Genomic DNA, 23,374 nt, shown 5'->3' with positions numbered 1-23,374 from the left:
AATTATGCTGTTTTAGGGTGTGAACTCCATAAACTATATATATTTAATGTATTTGCTCAAAAAATGATTTTATATAATAGTTTATAGGGTTATAAATAGAAAATAGCCTAATATATGACCCATTACTAAGAAATATTACATTTTTATAACAAATTCTTCTGGAAATCTTGTATATTAAAGAAAATTGTGGTAATATTTTTCTATCATTATTTTATATGCTATAAAAACTTAGAACCTTGACAATTAAATCTTTCACGGTCTTGACATGATAGAGAGACAATAATGTATCCTTAGTAATCCTGACCTATCGATAGAAACAACTCTCCTTGAACTAAAAATACATATGAGAGCATTTGGCTCCATATTAATTGAAAACATAATTTTTAAAGGAGAGATTCAGATGATAAAAAAAGAAATAGGTAATAAGGTACCAGGGATTAACAAAGTATTAACAGACGATTGTGTAAAACGTAGGGATGGCGTAGGTATTAGATTAACACGTGAGCAATTAGAATTTTTTCAATCATGTAGAAAGTTTAATAGTGAGTTTTGTGTAAGATGGTTTCCAACCGTGGTAATACCCTATAAAAATGGAGATGTTAAATATATAGGGGGAATAAAAGGAGTTCACGCTCATGGTAAAGGACAGTTATATAAAAAAGGAAATGTTCCATATGCAGAAGGATACTTCAGTTGTGGAATGTACTTAAGACCTGAAACTATATGTTTTACACAAATTTGTATGGATGGTATTGTAGAAGATATATTTACCTACATACCATCAATGGACAGAAGCATATTGAAAGAGGCTTCTGAAAGCATTTGGATAGTGCAGGATGTGGAAGACTACCTAAGGAAATATGACATTTCTAATAAGGTAGAGGACTTAATATATCGCAGGATAATTATTTACTAGAAAGATACTGATGGAGGGCATATCTCCTTTACGGCCAGTTGCAACTGGAATGAGGCCTAAGGAAGATATGCCTTTTTTATATTTGGTGGATAATATGAGGAAGGTAAAGAGGGAGAGTCAAATATAGGGGTTATGGAAGATTTGATTTTAGTGGTTAACAGGCAATTAATGGTAGAGTATTGCAGCGATAGTAGTATCAATGAAAACAGTGAGTTTTTGAAACAGATAAATTTATTTACGTATATCAAACACTTTGGGAAAGGTGTTTTCAAAAATTGTAGGTATCAAATTGTTATTGACGAGGCTATGATTGACTGGGGAATTTACTACATTGTTAGAATTAAGTGTCAGACATAATTAAAATGCTTTGATATTAGAGTAACAAGTAAACCGTTTTAAGGGGATGACAAGATGCTCACATTTCAGGAGTTTACAGAAAAAATTTCATATGATTTTAAGAAAGTATTTCCAGAAGTAAAAGTAGGAGAAAACTTAATTCATCTCGGCTCTGGAGTAACCTATGTAGAACTTCCGCTCGGCAGTATGTATAGAGAGTATCAAATGACTGACTACTGTAACACAAAAGAATTATATGTAAAAATTGCTTCTGAAATATTGAATAAATATAAATTTAAAGTAGATTATGCTAATGTATACCCGATATTAAAAAGACATGATTTTGGGATAAATTCAAAAGTTCAGTTTTACAGAAAGAAAGCCTTTTTGGATATTGATATCTTGTTTGTTTCAGACATGGGAGAAACTTTTCGTTTCTTCACTACTGATGACGATGTGGATTTTAGTTTACTTGAACGAAAGGCTGAGGAAAATATAAATAAAATATCTGCTGCTCTCGTGCCTTTAGATAAGGGAATGCAGGTATATACACTAAGATATACTACCGATTATGCCAGTTCGCTGCTTTTATCCAAGGTATTTAACAAACAAATACAAAGTAAAGTAGGAGATGATATCTTAATTGCAGTTCCTGGCAATTCATCTATCTTTATTGCAAAGTTTAGTTATTATAATCAGGAATTACTTAAATATTTGATAGAAACAGATTCCGACCCCAATAAGGTTTCAGATGCGGTATACAGGCGTAAGAATGGAATATATACGAAGGTGTGTTAAGAGGGGTATAGGGATAAAATAAGGGGGATAAGGAACAAAGAACATAAATATGTATTAGATACTACCAAAGACGTGTTTTGGAATATGGTTGAAAGGTTTAAGGTTTTTACAATATAATAAAGCGTATAGTATATAGGAAGGGAGAAATCCTTACATGAATAAGGTTATAATTGAATGTGATGAACTTATTGATGAATATGAATTAGTCAGGGAAAATATTTTAAAACAATTGGAATCAATTAATATTGAAAAAGGAGCAAAGAATTTTATTATTGGATACACCGATGACCCACATTACACCTTGATTGGCGAAATTAAGGGGAATCAGGTGGTTTTAACTAATATTGAAAAGGCTATTGCTTTTAGAAAGATGGATAACACTGATTTATACGAATTTATAAAAAAGGGACAAGGGAATCAGGAAAATTAGGACAAAAGGAAAGGCTTTGGGGATAGGAGAATATATCCTACAAAGCCTTATTTTATTAGTACTTAGGCATTTCAAATTTCACTTTTTCCATAAAAGTTATTATTGTAGAGATGTTGTTAAGTAACAGTTTGTATTTATGGAGTTCTATTTTTTGCTGAACTTGACATAGATACTGTTCTACTATTTGAATGTAAGAAAGGGATAAGGAATCATAGGTATTAGGATAAAGGAAACAAGTGACTAATGCTGCGATTGCTTCACTTAACTTCCTTACATCCTTATTCCCTAATTCCTTCTCAACAACCTGTTTGAGGTAATTTAACTCTATTCTCAAAATTTCTAAATTTATCATTATAATCGCTCCTTTGCACAAATTTTTCAGGTATTATAAAGAAAAGGACATTACAAATCAAAAAATCAGTGCAAAAATTTTATTTAAAGAATAAAAATTTTAATTGCCTTGTAAGGTGTCAATTAAATAAATGTGGACATAATATATATAGAAGTTAAGAATTGGAATTATGCTTGAAAAAATCATAAGGAAGTGATATCATAAGGATAAGAAAAACAAGAAGGGGGTTGTTTAGAATGGCTACGGTAGTTAGTATTAAGGATTATAAATTAAATCAAATACCTAAACGGCAGGATGTTTCCACTCTTGATATGATATTCAACCCCGTTAAGAGAAGAAAGTTTTATGCGGATATCGATAAAGATTATGTAGAAACAGATGATGAAAAAGAGATTTTCGATAAAATGACTAAAAGGCGGAGGGGTGAGTAAGTTTTGCCCTGTCCAGTGCTGCCGAAAAATCCACAAAAGAGTACCCATTTTGAGAAGGGTTGCATTCACTGGTTTGATTTAACTGGTAATAGTGACCCTTCGATTGCTTCACAAAAGGCAAGACCATTTATAATTATTAGCAGATATAACCCTAAATCAAGCAGAGTTATTATTTGTCCAGTTTCAGACATGATACACTATTTAGAAAAAGATACATATGGCAATATAATACAACCCCAAAAATTAAAATATCCTTATCACGCACCATTATATAAAAAGGATTACCCTTTCTTAGATAAGGATAGTGTTGTACTTCTTGACCAGGTATATACTGTATCAAAAGATGAACTGTTTGAAGACTGGTATATGGGACAAGTTGTAAACACAAGGGATATAGATGAAGCAATTTTTTATAACTATGATTTGTTTGCGTCTATTAATGAGGTTATTCAAGATTTGCTAAATTCTATTGAAAATATGCATGTGGGGAAATACTCGAGGAAGTAATTATAACGAAATTAAAGGATAGAAAACCAAGGACTAATCAGAAGGACAAGTTCTTGGTTTTATTCATTATTCATTAAAACAAAGAATTATTATCGACTTCTTTCAACACTATTGTTGGTACTTATTATTGAAAGGTTGGCTTTTAAATAAGGGTTTTGATACAGGAAAGGTAACCATATCAAGCAAGATAAAAATCGTAGTTATTAAAATCTAATTGTATTCTTCTTTTATATGCGCTACAATGGCGTTAGCGACACAGGCGGAGAGCACATTCTCTTTTCACAGCCAGGTTTATACTGGCAGTAATTAAGGAGGATGTGCTTTTTTATTTTTTACAAGAAAATTTTTGAAAGATAAAGTTTAAGGCAAGAGGTGAAAGTCATGAGAGCAAATTTTAAACAAGAGAGTTTTATTGAAGGATATTTTAATAGAATCTTTAAGGGTTTATCGTTTGAAGGGATTGGGTTAAAGTTAGCAAGGGTTAAGGAAATAGTGGAAGTGGAACAGATAGAAAATTATAAAAAGCCGTTGCTCATGCTTCTGCTTGAAAATGATTCGCTACTTCATGTTGAAATTACGAATGTTAAATCAAAACCCGACCTCCAGAGTATGCTAACTTATGACATGAGCATAGCATTGAGATATAGAATGCAGGTAAATACCATTATCCTGAATTTTGGGAATATACAACAAGATGGTGAGATAGAGAAGAGTTTTGGTTCAGTACATTATAAGACTAAGATAGTAGATTTATCAGATATTAATGGACAAAAAGTATATGAGGAACTTAGCCAAAAAATTAGTTCAGGTTGTCTACTTGATGGTAGAGATAAACTGAGCCTGGTATTTCTTCCATTTATGAAGAATTCCTTACCTTTTAATGAAGTGTTGCTGAAGGTTATGTCCTTATTAGAGAGAATGAAAGACGAAGAAGAACGTATAACGTACTTAACAGTAATTTCAGAAATTATATCGAGATTAATAGGTAAACAAGGGGTTGAGGTTTTAAAGGAATATCTCATGGATACAGAGGTAGGAATAAGGATTAGGGATGAAGGGAATAAGGAAGGAATGCGGGAATCGATTATGGTAATACTTTTAGAGAAATTTAATGTCCTACCTGATGACATCTACTATGCTATAGCAGGACAAAAGAATGAGAACACTTTAATGAAATGGCTTCAGAATGTAACCAGCATTTGCAGTATAGACGAACTAAAGAAAATGGTATTTAACATCGAATAGAATAAAAAATCTTATTAGATTACTATCGTCCCTATAAGCCCTATTACTCCTATTACCCTTTAGCACCTTATGCTCCCTAAACCCTATTAATTATATATGTATATTAGTTAAGATGGTGAAAGGCATATGTTTCAAGGAATTGAAAGTGTTTTAAGGCGACAAAATTTTATTGGATTTTATTACAAATGCATAACATTTTATAAGTTTGGACCTGACAAATTTCTTTGTGCGCGCTACTATATAGATGAAGAAGGGAGTTGATTATTGATGAAAAAGAGATTAAATATAATTTTTAACATAGTTATACCTACAATGGTAGGATACGCAACATTCTTTCTCCTTTTTTACTTGTTTCAGAAATTATTTTATGAATACAGATGGCTTGCGGTCATACCTTTTGCTGTAGTAACGACATTTATTATGAAAGACAATATGAGAGAGTGGAAGGTGATAAAACAGCATAGTTAGAGAATTAGGAGTAAAGGAGGGATAAGAGCATAAGGTCAAACTTACCCCTTATCCCTAAATCCTTTACATTATGAAGTGTACAGAAAGCAGGTCGAGAATTTGAAATATATAATAGTAAGCCTTATAGTATGCATCACAATTGTAAGCGTTTCTGCAATAATAAGCATTATGAAAAGAAAATAGTAAGTATTATAGATAGCAAAAAACAGGCAATATGAGCCTGTTTTTTAGTCTGAAACTAAAGATAAATTTGTTTCTAATAATCTGATATAGCATTAATACTTTCTTCCAAATCCTCCTGTCTCACTTTAAGATAAATAGCGCTACTTTCTATACTTTCATGTCCTAAGAGGTACTGTACAGTATTGATATCAGCATTGGGTGTGTTAAGAACTTGAATTGCAAAGTGATGCCTGAACATATGAGGGTGAATTTTAATATTCGTGTCGTTTTCCCAACGCTTTAGCATTTTAAAGATTCCAGAACGGGTAAAGGGTCGTTTTCTTTCGCTTATTAAAAGATAATCAGATGATATGGACATTCTATCTCTAACTTCCATATATGCAGTAATTGCTTTTCTGACATCTAAATGCAGAGGAATATTCCTTTCTTTCTGGTTTTTACCTATAACTCTTAGATTTCCAGAACGTTCATTTATGGTTATGTCAGCAAGGCGGATATTTATAAGTTCACTTACTCTGACTCCAGTTTTAGATAACAACTCAAAAACTACTATCCATAAATCCTTTTGACTTCTATATACATATCGCTTAATTTTCTTAAATTCAGTGTCAGAAAAACTTTTTGGAGCAACAGGTTTGTTGGTTCGTATTTTCTTTAGATTTTCTGCTGGATTAGTTTTAATAATGCTATTACTCATTAAAAAGAAAAAATATTCTTTTAGCGAAGCAATCTTATTATTAATAGTAGATGCTTTTTGACGCTTGATATTCAGGAGATAATTTCGATAGTTCCTTAAGTCCATCATGATTACATTTTCTGGGATAAACTCCTCACCATATGATTCAACGTAGTATTTGATAAAGCCTTTGATATTGGCAGTGTAGGTTAATATGGTACCAGATGATTTATCGCTTTTATTTAAATAATCTACAAAAGCATCCAAGTAATATTCCTTCGTATCCATGACTAAACTCCTTTCCATAAACTTTACCATGATTTTAAGAATATCTAAGGTGAATTTCAAGTTAATATAGCAGGTTGATTTCAGGCTTAAAAAGGAGACTAAAAAGTTTTGTGGACAATTTTTAAGGGCTTATTGCATCAAATTAAGGCAATGTAGCATCTGATTTTTATTATATTCTCCACAAAATCCCGTTTTTGTTGAAAAATTTTGTGGATAAAAGAGGAAATGGAAGATTAATGTCAAATTAAATAATATATAAGTTATATTAGCAAAGGGGTCAGGGAGATTATGAAAGACGCAAAAATAGATAATAATATTAGAGTCTTTGTTGATGAGCCAATAGGAAATATAAATGGTGATGAATTCGGTCATAGACACTATGTGGACGTTATAAAGAATATTATTGACAACTGTCAAAATGAGCAATTAAATATTGGTTTATTTGGGAAGTGGGGAGTCGGAAAAACTACAATTATAAACTTATTAAAAAATCGAATCGATAATTCAAAGAAATACAAAACAGTTATGTTTGAATGCTGGAAATATTCAAATGAGCCTATATCTTTAAAAAGAAAGTTTCTTCTAGAAGTAGCAAAACAAACGGGCGAGCCTGTCGATGAATTGATAGAATCACTTTATATAAAAGGAAATCGACAGATAAATAATCAGTCATTTCTAAAAAGTGAAGGTAACCTTAAAAAAAGCATTAAGGAAATGTTTAAAGGATTGCTATGTTCATCTATTATAATATTAATTGCTGAAGTGATTTTTTATTTATTTTTATTTAAATGGCTTCATATAGAAGGACAAATGTCAATACCGTTATTTTTCAATGCTATTGTTGTTGGGGTTATTTATTATGTAGTTAAAATATTGAAAGACTATACTTCCAATGTAACAATAACAAAGTCAAATGAAAACTTAGAGAGTTTAGAGCAATTTGAAAAGTCATTTAAAAAACTTATAAATAATTTTGTCAAAAATAATAATAAAATTATTGTTTTTGTTGATGATTTGGATAGATGTCAGAGCAAAAAAGTCATTGAAGTATTAGAGACAATAAAAACGTTTATGAATATAAAAAATTGTATTTTTATTATTGCCTGTGATGATGCAGTTTTGAAAAAAGCCCTAATTGAAGAAAAAATAGATGATACAGATTATTTAGATAAAATCTTTCAAATCAAATTGACTATACCTCCATTTAGACAAGAAAAAATTAGAGACTACGCAATTAAATTGCTAAGTAGTATAGATATAGATGTTCCTAAAGAAGAATTAAAGGAGATTGTTCATGTTCTAATTTATAAAAATGTTATGAGCCCAAGAAAAGTAAAAATACTATTAAATAACTTTATTTTGTTATACGAAATTTTTAAAAAAAGACTACAAGATAATTATTTTAGTGCAAATTTTACATTGGACTTAAAATTTCTGGCTAAAATAACTGTATTGCAGACGGAGTTTACACAACTTTATTATGATTTAGTAAATAATAATAGATTATTAGAATACGTTGAGAGAGTAAGAAGAGGAGATAATGACTTTGAAGAGTCCCAAATTAATATTTTAAGTAAATATTATTGTGTTGAAGAAGAGCAGGAGTTTAGAGTTAAGGATGAGTTTAAAGAAGCAATAGAGTACTTGTATTATACAAGCAATTATATTGTTTCACGTGAGCATATTAAAACTTATATTTATTTATCTCAAGACATGTTAAATATTTCTTATTCTGATGAATATGTAGAGAATCTTGAGAATTTAATAATTAATAAAGATATTAATGGTTTTGTCACTGAAATAAACAAGACTAAGTCTCATGCTGAAAGAATCGAAATATTTAATAATTTATTACTGAGAATAGATAAATACGAAAACTTAGATATGATAAATATTCTTAGTAGCCTATCCGATTTAAATATTGTTAGGTTAATTCCAGAAGAAATTAAGTACCAATTTGCCAGTATTATTCTAAATAAGATACAGCAATATAAAAATAATATAAAACAGTTTAGTATAAATGGCGTTGTGAATTATATTAGTATAACCGAGCATTACAACTACTATTCCGATATAATTAATGAGTATGTAAATACGCTGGCACTAGATAATTTAAATTATACGAATAATGTATTGAATACTATTTGCATGAATAGTAATTTATCATTTAATATTAACCTCTTGGACAGAGTTTTAGTTAAATTATATGAAAAAGACTATAAAGAAGTACTACGGATAATTAGTAAGATAAATGATAACCAAAAATCATTAGAAAAATATTTTTCGGGAGATATTTTTGAAACAATAATGGATTTTAAAGAAGAATACTCAGAGGATGATAAAAAGATAATATCAAGGTATTTATTAAATATTAGCGAAAAGTTGGTTGATGATAATCATAACTTATTAACTGAAAAAATACTAAATTATATAAATGATGATAATTCGGAATTATCATCTACTTGTATTGAAATTTTAGATAGTATTCTAAATTTGGATAAAGATATAAGCAAATATGCAACAAACATAGTTGATGCTTTATCATTGGAAGCAAATAAATGGAAAGATGAAGATACATGTAATAAGATATTCAAATTGATAATAAAAATTGGGGCAGAATATAAAATTGATAATGAAAGTAAGATGAAACTAGTTACTAGGTTATGTGAATATTATGTTAAGGAAAAAGAATTATTTATAAGAAGTTATATAAATGCGGTTTGTGAAATTGTTAAAGTATATGGAAACATTGATAGAATAGTTCAAAATATAGTACAAGTTATAAATTCTTTAGAAATAACAAGTAATAGTAGCAAATATTTAGTTAAATACATCAATGGTGTAAAAGAATATATTAATTCTACACAAAGAAATACTATTATGCAAAACATACTGAACTTATTAAATAATCAAAACAATCAAATTAATAAAAACATAATGGAGTTTTTATATTCGTTACTAAGGCAATGCTCATTCATAATAGAACCTGATAAAATAAATCAATTGTCAAATAGTTTGATTTATATAGCAAATTCTCAACAAAGGAACCCTAATCCTGTGAACGAGGAAATTATTAAACTAACCTATACTATATATAATGATTTAATGCATTTATTTAATGTTGATGATTTAAAAAATCAATATTTTTCTAGTATTTTAAGTAAAATAGAAAGTAATCTAATATATGATTTTGCTGTTAAGCAGTTTATCCAAAATTATACTATATTATCTGATAATAATATTAGACAAAGAATTTTATCCAATATTATCTCAAAAGATTGTAAAGAGATAAATAATAACCCTCAAAAGATTATTGAAATATTAATTTACTATGGAAGTGAGACTATAAATCAACTTTTAGATGCGGTATTTAATTTTATTAATAAAAAATTTAACATGACTGACAAAATAAATAACTTGTGCGAGATAACTTCAAAGTTGGAATTTACTAATAAAGATGTTGAATTAAGAATTATTTTATCTATGTATTCAATATTCGAAAAGGAAGTTCAGAAGAATGTGTTCAATAACTTATTGTTTAATGAAAGAAGTGTAAGGGAAAACACTATTAAACTCTTTATAGAGGGTAAGGTTGATAATAAATATCAATATACTTTAAATACAGTATCAGAGAAAATAGATAGTGAAGAAGAAAGAATGTATTATTATTCACTAATAGAGGACAAGATTAAAAACACTTCATCAGAAATTGAAATTAATAACCTACTTCAACTATTTGTTGCATTAAAAGATAATAATAAGTATTTAGTAGCAAATAAAACAAATGATATTATTAATAATACTTTTATTTATTTACTTGAAGGCGGATTGGCTCAAAAGAAAGCAGCACTTGACACATTAACTTTGTATTATAATCAAAAAAAATTTCCAAGAGGAATGAGTTATAAGTTAGCGAAGATATTATATAATATTGCTAAAAATAATGAAGAGATAAGAGAGAAAGCAATTTACGTACTTATTAATTCTGGACTATATAAAATGCGTGGTATAAATAAAAGTGAATTTAAAGACATTATTGAGAAATATTCTAAAACAGGAACTGAAGATTAACAATTATTATCAAAAAAGGTTTTAGTATATGAGTTGGCTACTAGAACCTTTTTTGATAATAATGTTGATTTTGATTTAGGAAACTGATTTATAAAAAATCACTCCAAATGTTGATTTTACAGGTACTATTTATATAATAACCTTCAAATAAAAACTGAATGGAGTGATTAACCATGAAGGGCGTAACGATTTTTGGGAATTTTACAGTATTGGAAACTTTTATACTTAATGGCGTGCAAGTTGATAAAGGCTTTGATGAGCGGCTGGATATATTTTATAGAATAAATCTTTGTATAGAAAATAGTGAAGATGGTATTAATGATACTTTTATATATTGTTACTATAGAAATATTGATGATTTAAAGAAAGACATGGGGAATTATATTGGATAAAGCACTCTTAGACGTTAGGACGAATGAAACATATGCTATTCTTTACACGTCAAATAAAAAATAAAAATATAACTGTAAAATAGCACGGATATAAGCATTTTATATTATAATTAAAAATAGAATGATTTTAATGTGAATAAAGTGGAAGGAGTCTAACTTAAAATGGAAAAACAGTTTGAGTGTTTAAGGTGTAAAGAGCAAATGAAGTATCTGAAAGAATACCGCTTTGATTCCCAGGATAATAATAGGGGAATATTGGGAGCATTATTTGATATTGAAGAGCATTTGACTTTTGACGTATATGTCTGCCCTAAATGCAGGCATACAGAGTTTTTCTTTACAGGTGCAAGGGAAGGCTTTGATGAATGGAATGACTGGTAAAGTCATTCTTTAATGTTATGTAATGTTTATTTTATGTGTTTATGGTGCAAGGGGGCAGGATGATGGGGAAATACTCGTCAATAAAATATATATCTGATTTTTTGCTGGGCTTAGAATTTATCTTTACAATTAGTCCGATAATTTTATATTATTTTATTCATGGCAATTATGAAAGATATATTTGGATTATAAATGGACCATATCCATTCAGTCATTTTGGCAGTGGACCATTTCAGTTGTTTATGTACTTAAGCCTGCTTATAATTGGGACAGCATTGATTACTATTTCAATGATTAAAAAAAGAATAAAGAAAGAGTGAGAATAAACAGGAAGGGTGACGAAGGCAATGAACTGCACAGAATTGGCTTTGAAAGGATTTCTGGTCAGAGCAAAAAGGAATACATATGCCAGGGACGGAGTTCTTTCTGCATCTTCAAGACCGAACTCAAAGGATTTACATTATGGTGAAGGGGATTTACTGTACATAGACTCTTACTTCGGGAGTGCTGATTTTATTGGTGAAGAAGTGGTATTTGAAAATCAAAAGCCCATATGGGGGATGAATTACGAGTCAGTCAAGACTTTGTGGAGAACATTTTTTCGGTTCACTACGGGCGTTGTCAATCACTAGTTAGCGAACCATTTTCAGGAATTAATATCGTAAGCGCTTTCGGACTCTCATCCCTCATCTTGAGGCGATGATACGATATTCCATTTTTTTACACCCAACCACCATCCCGGAGCGCCGACAACGCTTGATGGATCGGCGTCCCGGATGACCGCTGCAGACACGGTAGATTCTGACGCACCACATCTGCCCATAACCGTCCGGCCTTCCGTTTGGCCTGTTCGATCCGCTTGGACTTTGTTGAGGCCGAGACGGCCGACTGGGGCTCTTGCTCCTCCCACCGTCCCTTTCTCCACCCGATCCCGTCGATTCGGGCTGCCATCGCCCTCAGAAACGCCCGAAGCCCTTGGTCTTTCCAGCTGCGGCGGGATTTCACCCGATGCGCAAACCGGCTCATCACGCTCTCGGCGTGGCCCATCGGACGCATGCCGGTCGTCTCCACCCCTTGCTCCGACAGCCACTCCCGATAGTCCCGGATGCATCCCGGCATCGACTCGATCCGGCGAATCAAGGCGGCCAGCTGTTGTTCTTTGCCTTCGTCCCCCAACGTGCCGACCGCGCTGTTCAGCTCCACCAGAAGCCCCTCTTCGTCTTGTTTCGCCAGCTTCTTCCGCACCTCCCGCCAACGCGGATGGCCGGAGAGGCATTGGCGCAGCTCCCGCGCCACATGAAATCGATCCAGCTGAAAGCAGGCTCGCTTTCCAAAATACTCCCGGCAGGCTGTGATCCACGACGCCGCGTCGCCGTTGATGATCAAAAGGTCCCGGCACGGGTCATAGGCATATTCGTTCATCAGCCACTCTTCAAACCGTTCCCACACGTCTCCCACCCCTTCATGGAGGTAGTGGCGCCGGTTCACGAGCTTGAGCTGCGAACCGTTTCGTTTCCATCCCTCGTGAACCGCCAGGATTTTCTCTTCTTTCGCCCGTTTCCCTTTCCCCTGGCGGGAAATGAACAGCCCATCCGCCTCCACAAACAGCACTCGGCCGTGCCGTTTGGAAACAGGGTGGTGCAGCGAGACAGGGGCCTCCAGCACCAGTTGGCGAATCGCCTCGTGGCTCATGACCGCATACCCCACGATCGACTCCAACGTACGGGCCGCTTTGCGGTAGGAAGAGCACTCTACGGCCAACTCGACCGCCGTTTCCTCGAGGCAAGGGCTGATCGACTGCGCTCCATCAAAGCCCAGTTCGGCATCCAGCAAGAAGGTATACGCCCCCGCCTGCCGATCATAGTAGTAGTTCCGTCGAAACGTCACTTCTCCAAACAGCGTTTGGATCGTGGTCGGCCGTTTGTCTTTCAGCTGATACCGGCGCTTGTCCCGCGCTTCCGCCAGTTGTTGATCAATCTCCTCCAAAAGGGCCGCCAACAAGACAGCGAACACCTTTTGAAGAGTTCTGACTAATTGTTCCTCCAGCTCTTTTAATAAAGGCCATTCTGTGGTAAGATGTTTCATGGACTCTCTCCCTCCTGTTTTATGGATGTTGGTCATCACCATCATAGCAGGGAGAGAGTCCTTTTTGCATGACATTTGCTTTTTTCTACCGCGCTTCGCTTGGTGGCCCCGACGAGCGTCGCGAACAAAAGTTCGCAACCCTCGTCGGGGAATCATTCCTGAATGTCACCCACAAATATTTTACTCACACCGATCACTTGAAACACTTGACGAAGGGCTTGATCGAAGCCTTTTTCGGGAAAGGCGATCACGCCCATGTATTCCGTCTTGCCGGGGCGCTGCTCACAGGCCATGCCCTTGTCTTCGGCGATCCGTAGCCAACTTTCCTTGGATGTATTGCGCAGATTGACCTTGATGATATAATCGACCTCTGGCTCAGCATGACACACCTGCAGATTTTCCAGACTGTCGTGAGCGGAATCCATCCGCACGAGAAGGCGCTCTTTCGTGATGCGCCGGGCATACTGGATGCTTTCGCGCAGAAAATCAGCGCCATCCTTCTGACTGTGCGTGCTGCCTTCCCGAAGCTGCACATTCACGCTATACCCCTCCTGTCCGAGGTAGGCGAAAATGGGGGCGTAGCCGAACGTGCCTTTGTAGGTCAACGAAACACCCTCTTTTTTCGTACCGGAGTTATCGAACGGAGAGACATCGATATCCAGCGGAATCACCGTATGCTCGCCTGCTGTCAGTCCGGTTACAGGTGCTTTTACGTTTCGAATCAGATCGGCGGATTCTTGAAGCAGGATCTCGTTCCAGTTGGCATTCATCGTTTGAGCTGCGGCATCCAGACGCTGACGGAGCGTCGGGCTTGACGGCACCTTGCGGACACCGAGGCAGGTTTGGAATACGGGATCTTTTCGGAAAGGTTCGATGTGGTCGAAGTCGCTTTTGCCTTGGCAAAGCAAGCCAAGATAGCTGGTCATGACATCGCCATGACTGTGAATCGGGTTCTCCATTCCTTTCACGGTGGAGCGATTGACCCGAGTTCGACAGTAAATCGGCATTTTTGGGCATATAGAAAATCAAGAATCCCATAACAGCAAGGTTTTCTGTGAGCGGAGCTAGAAAAAATCTCATTTTTCCATAGGCACACGCTTTCGTATTTTTACTCTTGTAAAATATGGGTTATTTGTGGTAATATATAGGCATGTATATTCGTCGCGTCTCTCGTAAAAATAAAAATGGATCCACGACCGCCTACCTCCAGCTGGCGCACAATGTATGGGATCCCGTCGCCAAACACGCCAAAGCCAAGGTCATCTACTCGTTCGGCCGGGAAGATGAAGTTGATCGCTCCGTCCTGGAGCGCCTGGTGCAAAGCATTTCTCGTTACCTGACGCCGGAAGCGGCGCTGAAGGCGCAACATGCGATCGGCCAGACGGCGGAGTTCCTCTTTCAGTCCTGCAAACGCTTGGGTGGAGCCTGGCTGCTTCATCAACTGTGGCACAAGATCGGCCTGGATGCCATCCTTGAAAAACTGTTCGCGGATCGCAAACATCAAACGTCCATCGAACGCCTGATCTTCGCCATGGTGGCCAATCGCGCGCTGAACCCTTCCAGCAAGCTGGCGATGGAAGATTGGGTAAGGGACGATGTGTACCTGCCGGGCGTAAGGGAAGTGAACAGCCAGCAACTGTACCGGGCGATGGACGACCTGCTGGAGGTTCAATCGGAGCTGGAGGTTCAGGTATATTGCTCCGTCTCGGATTTACTGAATCTGGAGGTCGATTTGCTCTACTTCGACACCACCTCCACCTACTTCGAAGTCGATCCGTTCGATGTGCCGGAAGACGACTCCTTGCGCAAGCAGGGATTTTCGAAGGACAAACGCCCGGATCTGGTTCAGGTGGTCATTGGACTGGCGGTCACTCGTCAAGGCATTCCGATCCGTTCATGGGTATGGCCGGGGAATACATCGGATATGTCCGTCGTCGAGCAGGTGAAACGCGACCTGGTCGGATGGAAACTGGGCAGAGTCATTACGGTCATGGATCGAGGGTTCTCCTCCGAAGACAATTTGCGCACGTTGCAGCGTACAGGCGGCCATTATATCGTCGGGGAAAAAATGCGATCCGGCAAAGAAACGACGGAGGCCGCGATGAGCCGGAAAGGGCGATACCACCAAGTGCGAGAAAACCTGCAGGTCAAAGACATCGTCATCGGCGACGGCGAAGCGCGCAAGCGCTATGTCTTGGTGTACAACCCCAAAGAAGCCGAACGGGATCGTCTTCGCCGTGAACAGATGATCGAGCGCCTGCAAGCGGAGTTGGACGAACTGAAGCCGTTGGGCGGTCACGCCCATACGAAGGCGGCGTGTAAGCTGCGTTCCCATCCGACCTACGGCAAATATTTGCGCCAGCTCAAGGATGGAACGCTGAAGCTGGATAAGCAAGCGATACGCGAGGCCGAAAAGTATGACGGCAAGTATTTGATCCGGACTTCGGATGACACGTTATCCGCAGAAGACGTGGCGCTTGGCTACAAGCAACTCATTGATGTGGAAGATGCGTTCCGTACATTGAAGACGACCCTGGAACTTCGCCCGATGTTTCATCGCCTGGAAGAACGCATTCGGGCGCATATCCTGCTTTGTTGGCTGGCCCTGTTGCTCGTGCGCATCGTCGAAGTGGAAACCGGCGAGACCTGGGCAGCCGTGCGAAAGGAACTGGATCGCATCGGTCTCGGACATTTTTCTTCGAAAAACGGAGACGTCTACCAGACTACGGAACTGACGGCCAAACAACGGAAAACCTTTGATACGCTTGGGATTGAAGCTCCTCCAAGGTTCCTCGAAATCCACCCTGGAGCATAGATACACGCCATTTTGCGTATGAATGCCCGAAAATCCAGTCTACTCAAGGGATGACGGGCATTTCATTTACCTAGCAACTGTCGAACTCGGGATTGAGACGCTGCGGCAATCGGGTATGGGAAAGCAAGGCGCCGACGGTGGCCAGGCCAGCATGCGTAGTCAACAGAATTTCCTTAGATTGGGTGAATTGGATTCTCATATGTAGCACCTCGCAGGTGAAAGTGGATCATTCATGGTTCCTTTAAAATTCACCATCGGAGATGCGATTTCCTTTCTTTTTCTTCTTTTTCACAGAAGAACTATCACGGATTCAGGGGTTAAATGAATTTTCTTATTTTATCCAGCTTTAACACTTAAGGACTATACTTTGGATAGGTAAAAAGAAGGACAGGAGTAATGACAATGAATCTGGATCATTTGCGCGTGTTTTATATCGCAGCAACCAAACGGAATTTTTCAGAAACTGCAAAAATACTTCATCTTTCCCAGCCCTCGGTCAGTTTGCAAATCCAGCAGCTGGAGGAAGCCTTGAAAGTCAAGTTATTTGAAAGGACGACAAGAACAATCAAATTGACCGATTATGGAAAAGTTCTGCTGAGATACGCGGAGAGAATCTTTCAACTCGTTCATGACGCGGAAAAGGAACTGACAGTACTTTCAAATTCCATTCATGGCGATTTATTTATAGGGGCCAGCACAACGATCGGAGAACATATTCTTCCGTATGTGCTGGGAATATTTAAGCTCGACTATCCCAAGGTTAACCTGCGGATGAAAATCGGCAATTCCCTCCATATCGTGGAGCAATTATTGAAGCAGGAGATTCATATCGGTTTCGTGGAAGCTCCGGTATCTAACCCGGAAATTGAAAGTTACCCTTTTCTTGAGGACGAGCTGGTTGTCATCAGTTCCACACAAAATCAGCACCCCCTGCTCGCTAGTAAAGGGGTGCTGACACCTCATGATTTATTTTCGCTGCCTCTCATCCTAAGAGAGCCTGGTTCCGGAACACGCCAGGTCATTAACGAAAGCCTGAGGAAGATCGATTTGAATCCTGAAGAATTAAATGTGGTTTTGGAATTGGGCAACACCGAATCGGTGAAAGCCGCGGTCGAATCGGGAATAGGTTTCTCCATTTTGTCGAGATTCGCAATTCGTAAAGAACTGCAATTGAAGACATTGCAAATTCTTAAGATCAAGGGAATCCATTTGCGTCGAAATTTTTATTTGGTCCTCGATAAAACGATGTCGCAATCCCTTGCCGCATACACCTTTATGGAATATGTGCGTGTTAAATTCGGCGGAATGTAATATTAATAAAATAGAGCATTTTATTAAAGGAACTTATAAAAAAGCTGTATAATTTAAACAATGAACTTTCGCGGAGCCAAAAAAGGCCGGATGATCACACGTCCAACCTTTTGCGCAATTATATAACTCATATTTCGCACCTTGGTAGGGCGGAACAAAAGGATTTTTTATTCAGTTTTTTAGAATAACTTTTAAACCAACACCAAAAGCGATGGTATCCTTTTTTTACCATCGCTGGTCGTTCTTTATCCCATTAGACGTAAATGCTCTCGTCCATCCCTAATCCTTGCAGAATCCTTCGCTGCTCGTACGTGAGCGGTTGACCTAACGCGCGTTGAATTCGTCCATCCGGCAGTTCCAACAGGACGACTCTGACATACCAAAACAATTGAAAAATCGCTTGTCCGGTCGGTCGGGTCAGTTTCCGGCCTCCCGCGCCCTTTAATGGGTGTTCCGGGGTGATGAACTGACGCACCCGGCGCTGGAAGACGCGGTAAATCGCCAAGGCCAACAGAAACAAATAGCCCAATACCGCGACCCGTTCCGGTTTTTTTACGTAAATCTCATCCGTAAAGAACGGGTCTTTCAAGAAAGAGAAGTTCATTTCCACCGAGATTTGGCCTTTATACAACTTCAAGATCTCTTTCGCATCCATCGGTTGACCTTTCCATTCCTCCGGAACGGTCGTGACAAGGACAAACCGGGACGCTTTCCGTCTCGCCTGTTCCCACGCATCTTGGTCGAATTCCACGTTCAAGCGAAGGGCGTACAGCGTTTCCATGTCCGGTTCCGCCCCTTTTTTCGGACGTCCGCGCCGTTTTTTCGGACGCACGATCGCTTCGACCGACGCCTCGACGCGATGGAACCGGAGACGAAGGGACGCCTTTAGAGACGCTAGGGCTTGTTCGGCGTCTTCCCGGCACGAAAACAGACGGCTTTCCCACTGGGTTTGTTTCTGCCGAAGAAGCTCTGCTTCTTGGTTTCGCTCTTTTTCGAGCGTCTTTCCTTTTCGTTGGTCGAGCGCGCTGGATTCAACGACGATCAACCGGACCGAATGACCTTCGTACGTCGATGTCGTTTCCCACACCCGGTAGGTGGCTCCGTTTTTCTCCGCTAAGGAGAACGGATCGCTCCACGGCGTGTCTTGGGCATCAGCTTTAGCCAGCGCGGTTTTGACGATCCGGAGCGAAGAAGGGCCTCTTGTGATCAAAAAGGCGTTGGCGGCCTTCGTTTGCGCCAGTGTGTCTTTCGTCATGGCGGCAGAATCGGCAACATAAATCCATTCATCTTCGATCTTCGCCTGCTTCAGCTGTTTCTGCACACGGGACAACACCTCGGGATTCCACGTCTTATCCGGCAGGTTGCCGTCGTGTACATCGCCATAAAACGGGATGCCATCCTCGTTGCCAATCAGCCCAAATCCGATCTGCTTTTGCCAACGATGATGCCGGTTGTAGCCATGCGTAATCTGCAAGGCATCCGGCGAGGCCGATTCATACGCGCCATAAACGGTCTTGTCCGTCGTATCGGCGTGGAAGACGCGAAGAGAGAGGCCTTCTTTCTTGTAGATCTGCACGAGGCAAGACGAAAGGACTTGATGGATATTCGCCTCATACAGGCGATCCAAATGACGCGCGATGGCATCGTCGTTGAACCAAGACGGCTCCAGTCCTGGCCGAATCAGCTTCGGCAAATCGATGTCATGCGCCCATTGTTCCAAATGAACGAGCGCTTGCCGGCCGCTCAAGATATCCAGAACGATTAGTTTGACGATATCGCTGGCTCGAGTTTGGCATTGCGGATCCACGGGAACGAGACGATCAATCAACTGAGGAAGGTCAAGATCTTTGAACAGGGCGCTTATTATATTCAAATAAGAACTTTCATAAATGGCCCGAATTTGAACGTCCATGATGAGCAAACTCCTTTGCTTTCCTTGTATTCCAAGGTTTTATTCGACAGGAAGATAAAAAAATCCTCCCGATTTTTGTCGAGAGGGTGCGAAATGTGAGATATAATCAAATCATAGGGTCGAGTTTTATTTGATTTATTGCTCCGGAAGGAATTTTCCCTTGCAGTGCAGTCAGCAATTGAGTGGCGCTGGAGACAGCCAATCTTTCCCTTGCTTCAATGGTGCCAGTGCCAATGTGAGGGGTAAATACCGTCTTCTGTTCTTGTCTTAAAAGTGCTTCGGCAATATACGACGGACGGTTCTTGATAATCGTATCTTCAAACTCAAAAACATCTGCAGCGTATCCCCGCAAACGGCCCTGCTCTAAAGCTTCCGCTACGGCTTGCTCATTCACGATCGATCCCCGGCTGATATTGATTAAAAAGCTATCCTTCTTCATCAATTCGAGCTCTTCCCGGTCAATCAGATGATAGTTTTCCGGCCGGAGATCGACAGCCACTACCACATAATCATTTTCGCTGAGCAGTGCGGGCAATTCGATATACCTCGCTCCCAGATGATCTTCCATTTCCGGAAATCTGCGAACATCATAATAGGATATCTCAACGTCAAAGCCTTTGGCGCGCTTTGCGATCGCCCGGCCGATGGCACCAAATCCGATGATCCCCAACTTGGAATGATGAAAGTCGCGGCCTAGACAATGAACCGCATGCCAACCTTTAAATTCCCTGTTGCGCACATGACGGTCGCCGGCTAAAATATTGCGGGAAACCGATAGGAGCAATCCGATCGCCAAATCCGCCGTAGATTCCGTCAGCGCATCGGGATTAATCGTCACCAGTATATTGTGCCTGGTACAAGCTTCCACATCAATATTATCGAACCCTTTACCGAAACTGCTGATCACCCGCACGTTCGGGCAGCTTTGCAGAACTTCCTCATCAATGGTGTCGCATACGAAAGCGAGCACCGCATCAGCCTTCTTGGCTCTAGCGATAAAGGCTTCTTTGGATAAAGGCTCTATCCCGTCGTAATAATCGACTTCACAATACTCTTTAATCATATCAACACCGATTTGCGGCATCCAGTGTGAAATAAACACCCTTGGTCTGCTCATCTGTTTGTACCACTCTCCCCAAACAATAATTTTCTGCGAATCATATTCCCGAACGCGTCGACCAACTGCACCATCACAAACACAACCGCAAGAATCGCAAGAACATCTTGGTACTGCATGATCCGCAGAGAAGTGATTAATTGAAAGCCGATTCCGCCCGCGCCGATCATGCCGACGACCGTCGAGGCGCGGAAATTGTATTCCCACCGGTACAAAGTAAAGTCAATGCAATGGCTTACTATCTGAGGGATTACGCTGAAGACGATGACATGAAAACGCGATCCACCCGAAGACTCAACCGCCTCGATCAAGCCGGTGTCCACTTTTTCGATCGCTTCCGCATAAAACTTCCCGAGCATCCCGGCCGAATGGATTCCCAGCGCGAGAATTCCCGGAAGAATTCCGAAGCCGACGGAAGCCACAAAGATAATCGCCATGATAAGTTCAGGAATCGTCCGCAACGCGTTAAATATGCCTTTGGCCATATAGCAAACCGAGGGATGGAGCGATGTTTTTTCCGCCGCCAAAAAGCTGAGAGGAAACGATAAGAAAACGGCAAGAATCGTAGCCATAACACTCATTACAAGAGTTTCCACGATCGCTTTCCCCAATGTGGGCACAACGGCGAAATTGGGCGGAAACATTTCTCCGACAGTCGATATGAAATTGCTTAGCGTTCTGCTGTTAGCAAGCAAGTCCCAACTGACATTCAAGGTGTAAAACAAGGAGCCTAGGATTAACACCGCTCCGATCAGGATAATGAAAAACCATCCGTTCATCAAGACTGATCCGCTGTGCGATTTGATAGAAGCAGCCGACGCATTGATTACACTCATTGTACCTCCTCCAGATCGATGCCAAGCGATTTTACCATATCGCGAATGACATCAAAATCTTTATCAGTAATCGGCACGAAACCTTCGGCTTTTAACGGCTTGAGGACATCTTTGTCCTTCAAATCGTACAGCGCCTTTTTAATCGATTCTTTCAATTGCGGATCGAGTTCACTGTTCATGACCCATGGATAATTTGGATACGGCTTGGATACTGCGATGACCTTCACCTTGTTTTTATCAATAGTGCCTTTTTCCACGAGGGAATCAAAGATCGGTTTGCTGAGCCCGCCGGCCTCGGCATTGCCGTTTTGCACAGCTATCGCTACAGCGTCGTGTGCTCCGACAAACTGTTGTTTGTAGTCTTTTTCCGCTTCCAAACCGGCATTTTTAAGCATTTCCTTCGGGATCAAATGGCTTGAGGTGGAGGCAGCATCTCCGAAAGCGACAGTTTTCCCTTTGATGTCGCTTAATTGGGCGATACCCGTATTCGCTCCTGCGATGACTACCGCGTTATAAGTGGGCGCCCCTTTATCGAGCTTGGCGGCGAACGGCTCGACATTTTCCATCTTTTGCTTGAGCAGTACATAAGATAGAGGCCCGAAATAAGCAACCTCGATATGCCCTTTGCGCATCGCTTCGATCATCGAAGAATAGTCGGTCGTTACGACGAGTTCGATTTCTTTATTTAAAGTTTTCGCCAAATAATTCCTTAATCCTTCATTGTTTTTGATTACCGTGGAAGGTGATTCGTCGGGCAGAAGAGCTATCCTCAATTTTGCTGGGTTCGGATCAATCCCCGATTTTGCCGCTCCTGCCCCAGACTTCTCCCCGCCGCAACCGGACAACAGAGAAATCAATAATGTCGTGATGATTACCAATACTCCTGTTTTTTTCATGTCCGCTTCCCTCCATTATACTTGAACTAGTTCTCTTTTCAGTAACGATCGATTAGGCTTCCGTATTTCGTTTTGCACAAACTTTTCCCCATATATCCGGGCTAAGTCTTGCTCCCGCATTACCTGGGGGTTGCCGTCAAAAACCACTTTTCCGCTGTGAATGCCGATGATCCGATGGCCATACTCTACTGCGTATTCGAGTTGATGCAGGTTACAAATGACCACCGTTCCTTTGCTTTCGTTGATGTTCCGCAAAATATCGAGGATTTCCCGGCTGATGACCGGATCCAAGTTGGAGACCGGCTCATCCGCGAGAATCACATCGGGTTTCTGCACCAGCACCCTGGCGATAGCCACTCTTTGTTTTTGCCCCCCGCTCAATTTCTCAACACGCGTGTAAATTTTGTCCTTTAAACCCACCAGTTCAATCGCTTCTTCCGCGATCTTTTTTTCTTCCTTGGTGAAAAAAATGTTCCAAAACGATTTGGTTCCCAGCAGGCCGATCAGCACATTCTGCATCACGGTCAAATTCCCGATGACGTTGAAATTCTGAAAAATAAAACCTACTTTTTGACGGATCTTGTGAAGGTTTTTTTTGCACACCTCGATGTCATGGACCCTAACCTTTCCGCTGGTAGGCGCCATCAAGCCATTCAGGCATCTCATCAAGGTTGATTTCCCCGCGCCGCTGGAACCCAGAATGACAACAAACTCACCCTGGGAAACTTGAAAACTGATATGATCCAGCACCAGGTGGTCAAATTTCTTCGTGAGATTTTCCACTTCCAATACCATGTTGTCACCTCCCCTTGTTTCTTATATTAACATACATATATCAATGGAGTATTAAAATTGTGTTAATTAATGATTAAGAGCGTGTAAAATTTCAGTAGGAGAAAGTGAGGCGGAAATAGAAAAGAGACCTCAC

Annotated in this window: 23 protein-coding genes; 14 read left to right on the top strand and 9 right to left on the bottom strand. The window is 39.4% G+C overall.

What is annotated here, in order from left to right; translation table 11 throughout:
• Positions 1 to 400: 400 nt before the first annotated feature.
• The 4 genes from CIB29_RS11375 to CIB29_RS11360 all read left to right on the top strand — a co-directional run bounded on the left by CIB29_RS11375 (position 401) and on the right by CIB29_RS11360 (position 2,480).
• Positions 401 to 916: a hypothetical protein gene (locus tag CIB29_RS11375; RefSeq protein WP_094549774.1), complete on the top strand. Its 516-nt coding sequence runs from the start codon at positions 401 to 403 to the stop codon at positions 914 to 916.
• A gap of 141 nt (positions 917 to 1,057) precedes the next feature.
• Positions 1,058 to 1,273, top strand: a complete 216-nt coding sequence (locus CIB29_RS11370) for a hypothetical protein (RefSeq protein ID WP_198543851.1) — start codon at positions 1,058 to 1,060, stop codon at positions 1,271 to 1,273.
• Positions 1,274 to 1,327: 54 nt separating this feature from the next.
• A complete protein-coding gene (locus CIB29_RS11365; protein WP_094549771.1) occupies positions 1,328 to 2,050 on the top strand; it encodes a DUF1444 family protein in 723 nt (240 codons plus the stop codon).
• A gap of 154 nt (positions 2,051 to 2,204) precedes the next feature.
• The gene (locus tag CIB29_RS11360; RefSeq protein WP_094549769.1) at positions 2,205 to 2,480 is read left to right on the top strand and encodes a hypothetical protein; all 276 of its coding nucleotides are present in this window, start codon (positions 2,205 to 2,207) and stop codon (positions 2,478 to 2,480) included.
• Positions 2,481 to 2,535: 55 nt separating this feature from the next.
• On the opposite strand, the gene CIB29_RS11355 is transcribed toward CIB29_RS11360, so the two are convergent.
• Positions 2,536 to 2,832 carry a hypothetical protein gene (locus CIB29_RS11355; RefSeq protein ID WP_094549767.1) on the bottom strand — a complete coding sequence of 99 codons (297 nt, stop codon included), beginning with the start codon at positions 2,830 to 2,832 and terminating at the stop codon, positions 2,536 to 2,538.
• 236 nt (positions 2,833 to 3,068) lie between these two features.
• Here CIB29_RS11355 and CIB29_RS11350 point away from each other — a divergent pair, with 236 nt between their 5' ends.
• From CIB29_RS11350 to CIB29_RS11335, 4 genes are all read left to right on the top strand, one after another.
• A complete protein-coding gene (locus CIB29_RS11350; RefSeq protein ID WP_094549765.1) occupies positions 3,069 to 3,263 on the top strand; it encodes a hypothetical protein in 195 nt (64 codons plus the stop codon).
• Positions 3,264 to 3,278: 15 nt separating this feature from the next.
• Positions 3,279 to 3,770 (top strand): type II toxin-antitoxin system PemK/MazF family toxin, encoded by a 492-nt coding sequence (locus CIB29_RS11345; RefSeq protein ID WP_242965198.1) that lies wholly within the window; start codon positions 3,279 to 3,281, stop codon positions 3,768 to 3,770.
• Between the two features lie 381 nt (positions 3,771 to 4,151).
• Positions 4,152 to 5,015, top strand: a complete 864-nt coding sequence (locus tag CIB29_RS11340; protein WP_094549761.1) for a hypothetical protein — start codon at positions 4,152 to 4,154, stop codon at positions 5,013 to 5,015.
• A gap of 267 nt (positions 5,016 to 5,282) precedes the next feature.
• Complete coding sequence (locus CIB29_RS11335; RefSeq protein ID WP_094549759.1) at positions 5,283 to 5,483, top strand: hypothetical protein; 201 nt, start codon at positions 5,283 to 5,285, stop codon at positions 5,481 to 5,483.
• A 256-nt stretch (positions 5,484 to 5,739) separates the two neighbouring features.
• Here the strand turns inward: CIB29_RS11335 and CIB29_RS11330 are convergent, their stop codons facing one another.
• Entirely contained in the window at positions 5,740 to 6,630 is an 891-nt protein-coding gene (locus CIB29_RS11330) for a tyrosine-type recombinase/integrase (RefSeq protein ID WP_198543850.1), read from the bottom strand.
• A gap of 288 nt (positions 6,631 to 6,918) precedes the next feature.
• Here CIB29_RS11330 and CIB29_RS11325 point away from each other — a divergent pair, with 288 nt between their 5' ends.
• From CIB29_RS11325 to CIB29_RS11305, 4 genes are all read left to right on the top strand, one after another.
• A complete protein-coding gene (locus tag CIB29_RS11325) occupies positions 6,919 to 10,701 on the top strand; it encodes a KAP family P-loop NTPase fold protein (protein ID WP_094549756.1) in 3,783 nt (1,260 codons plus the stop codon).
• 173 nt (positions 10,702 to 10,874) lie between these two features.
• Positions 10,875 to 11,093 carry a hypothetical protein gene (locus tag CIB29_RS11320; RefSeq protein ID WP_094549754.1) on the top strand — a complete coding sequence of 73 codons (219 nt, stop codon included), beginning with the start codon at positions 10,875 to 10,877 and terminating at the stop codon, positions 11,091 to 11,093.
• Between the two features lie 162 nt (positions 11,094 to 11,255).
• Positions 11,256 to 11,474: a zinc ribbon domain-containing protein gene (locus CIB29_RS11315; RefSeq protein ID WP_094549752.1), complete on the top strand. Its 219-nt coding sequence runs from the start codon at positions 11,256 to 11,258 to the stop codon at positions 11,472 to 11,474.
• Positions 11,475 to 11,821: 347 nt separating this feature from the next.
• A complete protein-coding gene (locus CIB29_RS11305) occupies positions 11,822 to 12,106 on the top strand; it encodes a DUF5680 domain-containing protein (RefSeq protein ID WP_198543849.1) in 285 nt (94 codons plus the stop codon).
• A gap of 88 nt (positions 12,107 to 12,194) precedes the next feature.
• Here CIB29_RS11305 and CIB29_RS11300 read toward each other — a convergent pair whose 3' ends face one another.
• Positions 12,195 to 13,559: an ISLre2 family transposase gene (locus CIB29_RS11300; protein ID WP_094549738.1), complete on the bottom strand. Its 1,365-nt coding sequence runs from the start codon at positions 13,557 to 13,559 to the stop codon at positions 12,195 to 12,197.
• A 152-nt stretch (positions 13,560 to 13,711) separates the two neighbouring features.
• Positions 13,712 to 14,518, bottom strand: a complete 807-nt coding sequence (locus CIB29_RS11295; RefSeq protein WP_198543848.1) for an IS1380 family transposase — start codon at positions 14,516 to 14,518, stop codon at positions 13,712 to 13,714.
• A 191-nt stretch (positions 14,519 to 14,709) separates the two neighbouring features.
• On the opposite strand from CIB29_RS11295, the gene CIB29_RS11290 reads away from it, so the two are divergent.
• Together CIB29_RS11290 and CIB29_RS11280 are read left to right on the top strand one after the other, a co-directional pair.
• Positions 14,710 to 16,374 (top strand): IS1634 family transposase, encoded by a 1,665-nt coding sequence (locus CIB29_RS11290; RefSeq protein WP_025672232.1) that lies wholly within the window; start codon positions 14,710 to 14,712, stop codon positions 16,372 to 16,374.
• Positions 16,375 to 16,776: 402 nt separating this feature from the next.
• A complete protein-coding gene (locus CIB29_RS11280; protein WP_035156833.1) occupies positions 16,777 to 17,685 on the top strand; it encodes a selenium metabolism-associated LysR family transcriptional regulator in 909 nt (302 codons plus the stop codon).
• Positions 17,686 to 17,938: 253 nt separating this feature from the next.
• Here the strand turns inward: CIB29_RS11280 and CIB29_RS11275 are convergent, their stop codons facing one another.
• The 5 genes from CIB29_RS11275 to phnC form a co-directional block, all read right to left on the bottom strand.
• Positions 17,939 to 19,597 (bottom strand): IS1634 family transposase, encoded by a 1,659-nt coding sequence (locus CIB29_RS11275; RefSeq protein ID WP_088223227.1) that lies wholly within the window; start codon positions 19,595 to 19,597, stop codon positions 17,939 to 17,941.
• A 106-nt stretch (positions 19,598 to 19,703) separates the two neighbouring features.
• Complete coding sequence (locus CIB29_RS11270) at positions 19,704 to 20,714, bottom strand: NAD(P)-dependent oxidoreductase (RefSeq protein ID WP_094549746.1); 1,011 nt, start codon at positions 20,712 to 20,714, stop codon at positions 19,704 to 19,706.
• Positions 20,711 to 21,550 carry a phosphonate ABC transporter, permease protein PhnE gene (gene phnE, locus CIB29_RS11265; protein ID WP_198543847.1) on the bottom strand — a complete coding sequence of 280 codons (840 nt, stop codon included), beginning with the start codon at positions 21,548 to 21,550 and terminating at the stop codon, positions 20,711 to 20,713. The genes CIB29_RS11270 and phnE overlap by 4 nt, the downstream gene beginning before the upstream one ends.
• Positions 21,547 to 22,446 carry a phosphate/phosphite/phosphonate ABC transporter substrate-binding protein gene (phnD, locus tag CIB29_RS11260; RefSeq protein ID WP_094549744.1) on the bottom strand — a complete coding sequence of 300 codons (900 nt, stop codon included), beginning with the start codon at positions 22,444 to 22,446 and terminating at the stop codon, positions 21,547 to 21,549. The genes phnE and phnD overlap by 4 nt, the downstream gene beginning before the upstream one ends.
• A gap of 15 nt (positions 22,447 to 22,461) precedes the next feature.
• A complete protein-coding gene (gene phnC / locus CIB29_RS11255) occupies positions 22,462 to 23,241 on the bottom strand; it encodes a phosphonate ABC transporter ATP-binding protein (protein ID WP_094549742.1) in 780 nt (259 codons plus the stop codon).
• Positions 23,242 to 23,374: the final 133 nt, after the last annotated feature.

Origin of the sequence: Petroclostridium xylanilyticum, assembly GCF_002252565.1 — a bacterium.
In the GTDB taxonomy this organism is placed as follows: domain Bacteria; phylum Bacillota; class Clostridia; order SK-Y3; family SK-Y3; genus Petroclostridium; species Petroclostridium xylanilyticum.
This window is presented reverse-complemented; position numbering and strand designations above follow the sequence as displayed.

What these genes read in the sequence shown, in the direction of transcription:
- CIB29_RS11375 (WP_094549774.1), top strand. Translation starts at nt 401, where the DNA reads ATGATAAAAAAAGAAATAGGTAATAAGGTACCAGGGATTAACAAAGTA.
- CIB29_RS11365 (WP_094549771.1), top strand. Translation starts at nt 1,328, where the DNA reads ATGCTCACATTTCAGGAGTTTACAGAAAAAATTTCATATGATTTTAAG.
- CIB29_RS11360 (WP_094549769.1), top strand. Translation starts at nt 2,205, where the DNA reads ATGAATAAGGTTATAATTGAATGTGATGAACTTATTGATGAATATGAA.
- CIB29_RS11355 (WP_094549767.1), bottom strand. Translation starts at nt 2,832, where the DNA reads ATGATAAATTTAGAAATTTTGAGAATAGAGTTAAATTACCTCAAACAG.
- CIB29_RS11350 (WP_094549765.1), top strand. Translation starts at nt 3,069, where the DNA reads ATGGCTACGGTAGTTAGTATTAAGGATTATAAATTAAATCAAATACCT.
- CIB29_RS11340 (WP_094549761.1), top strand. Translation starts at nt 4,152, where the DNA reads ATGAGAGCAAATTTTAAACAAGAGAGTTTTATTGAAGGATATTTTAAT.
- CIB29_RS11335 (WP_094549759.1), top strand. Translation starts at nt 5,283, where the DNA reads ATGAAAAAGAGATTAAATATAATTTTTAACATAGTTATACCTACAATG.
- CIB29_RS11330 (WP_198543850.1), bottom strand. Translation starts at nt 6,630, where the DNA reads ATGGATACGAAGGAATATTACTTGGATGCTTTTGTAGATTATTTAAAT.
- CIB29_RS11325 (WP_094549756.1), top strand. Translation starts at nt 6,919, where the DNA reads ATGAAAGACGCAAAAATAGATAATAATATTAGAGTCTTTGTTGATGAG.
- CIB29_RS11320 (WP_094549754.1), top strand. Translation starts at nt 10,875, where the DNA reads ATGAAGGGCGTAACGATTTTTGGGAATTTTACAGTATTGGAAACTTTT.
- CIB29_RS11315 (WP_094549752.1), top strand. Translation starts at nt 11,256, where the DNA reads ATGGAAAAACAGTTTGAGTGTTTAAGGTGTAAAGAGCAAATGAAGTAT.
- CIB29_RS11305 (WP_198543849.1), top strand. Translation starts at nt 11,822, where the DNA reads ATGAACTGCACAGAATTGGCTTTGAAAGGATTTCTGGTCAGAGCAAAA.
- CIB29_RS11300 (WP_094549738.1), bottom strand. Translation starts at nt 13,559, where the DNA reads ATGAAACATCTTACCACAGAATGGCCTTTATTAAAAGAGCTGGAGGAA.
- CIB29_RS11295 (WP_198543848.1), bottom strand. Translation starts at nt 14,518, where the DNA reads ATGGAGAACCCGATTCACAGTCATGGCGATGTCATGACCAGCTATCTT.
- CIB29_RS11290 (WP_025672232.1), top strand. Translation starts at nt 14,710, where the DNA reads ATGTATATTCGTCGCGTCTCTCGTAAAAATAAAAATGGATCCACGACC.
- CIB29_RS11280 (WP_035156833.1), top strand. Translation starts at nt 16,777, where the DNA reads ATGAATCTGGATCATTTGCGCGTGTTTTATATCGCAGCAACCAAACGG.
- CIB29_RS11275 (WP_088223227.1), bottom strand. Translation starts at nt 19,597, where the DNA reads ATGGACGTTCAAATTCGGGCCATTTATGAAAGTTCTTATTTGAATATA.
- CIB29_RS11270 (WP_094549746.1), bottom strand. Translation starts at nt 20,714, where the DNA reads ATGAGCAGACCAAGGGTGTTTATTTCACACTGGATGCCGCAAATCGGT.
- phnE (WP_198543847.1), bottom strand. Translation starts at nt 21,550, where the DNA reads ATGAGTGTAATCAATGCGTCGGCTGCTTCTATCAAATCGCACAGCGGA.
- phnD (WP_094549744.1), bottom strand. Translation starts at nt 22,446, where the DNA reads ATGAAAAAAACAGGAGTATTGGTAATCATCACGACATTATTGATTTCT.
- phnC (WP_094549742.1), bottom strand. Translation starts at nt 23,241, where the DNA reads ATGGTATTGGAAGTGGAAAATCTCACGAAGAAATTTGACCACCTGGTG.